We start from the raw sequence: 1,406 nt of genomic DNA on the forward strand, positions 1-1,406 counted from the left end.
CTTACCGATTCGGTTTGTTGACAACATCGACATTTCACTTCTACCGTTGCCATCTGATTTCCTGAAAAAGTGAGGAGTATACATGAGAAACAACAAATTGAATACGTGACCGAAATAACCCTTAGTATTCCAATGAAATTTTACATTAAAATATTTTCTCTTCTTCAACGAGATGGAGTGGTTCGGAAAACCTCAGCAAGATTAAAGATTATTACAAAATAGACTTTTTATTAAAAAATAAGGATGTAGTTTCTTTTATTCATAAGCTAACCGAAATGGAAAATAGAATCACAGATGGAAAAGACGGATTGAATAAAATAATAGAAAGGTTAAAAAATGCACAAACCAGTTCTATTGGGGTTAGTAGTGACTGATTTATAAATCAAAAGCCGGAAAGATCCTATGATCTTCCGGTTTTTTTAGAGACTCTGCAGTATCTTTTCTACGAAATAGCAAAACAAGGAATGCCAAATTGACAAATTGGAAACTGGTATACAAATACATTTCACAATTGTCAGCACTTTTCATACCAACCAAACGAACGCTCAACCACCTAGCCTTTAGGTGTGACCGTAAAGGTGTGCAGTTCATTACGCTTGGCTATTTGCACACTGGCACCACACAATAACTTGATCGATAATGTAAATTTATCTCATGTGTAGCCATCGCCTGCAAGAAAACATTTTCAGAAGGTAAAAAAATAAGGAATTAATATGACAAATAAAGCCGTTATTTTACTAAACGACACTACCTATCACGGTAGAAAAGTGATTATCCCCCTGTAATACTCATATTATTTTTCCTCTGTTTATCTAATTTATGCTTGGCTGGCGCTGTGTTAGAACAGAACTTTTATTGCAAAAATATCATCAATTAGATTAATGAAGAAAAAAATGCAATAATAATTCCAAGATAGGCAATACAAGGCACAATATTCATGTATCCATATCAATTACAATTTTCAAGGTAGCTTATATGTATAAAATATAATAATATCAATCAATAATAGATCTAACGATGTTATACCTAAACTCCATCTCATATTTTTCTTTACTGAAATTAATATCAGTAGGAGAATACTTCTGAACTAAATAGCATTTCAAAATGATAGGAGACTTTCTTACCCCGCGCAGGGTAAGGAACCCCAACATCTGATACTCTCAGTATTATGAAAACCTATTTAGGATACCCTTCAATTATTAATGAGGCTTTATTATGATCGAATCCATTTTAAATAACGCAGTAAGACATTCCAGAGAATTGCTAAAGGCGAAAGCAGGGAATAAATATTATTTTGATGATAATATTGTTAAGGAAAAAGGAACATATAAAGAATCATTATATAGTGACGAAATGAATTTTCATAAATGTAACGAGTTTTATAAAGCAAGAGAATTTGTAGATAC

1 protein-coding gene and 1 pseudogene are annotated in these 1,406 nt (G+C 32.1%); one reads left to right on the plus strand and one right to left on the minus strand.

The features are described 5' to 3' along the window. Window positions 1–441 precede the first annotated feature (441 nt). Window positions 442–613 (minus strand): annotated as a pseudogene (locus IQ211_RS19805) (IS5/IS1182 family transposase); the annotation flags it as partial. A gap of 602 nt (window positions 614–1,215) precedes the next feature. Between IQ211_RS19805 and IQ211_RS19225 the strand changes: the two are divergent. Beyond that, on the plus strand, window positions 1,216–1,406 hold a 191-nt coding region (locus IQ211_RS19225), incomplete at its 3' end, for a hypothetical protein (RefSeq protein WP_193836474.1).

Origin of the sequence: Xenorhabdus griffiniae (genome assembly GCF_015163655.1) — a bacterium.
In the GTDB taxonomy this organism is placed as follows: Bacteria; Pseudomonadota; Gammaproteobacteria; order Enterobacterales; family Enterobacteriaceae; genus Xenorhabdus; species Xenorhabdus griffiniae.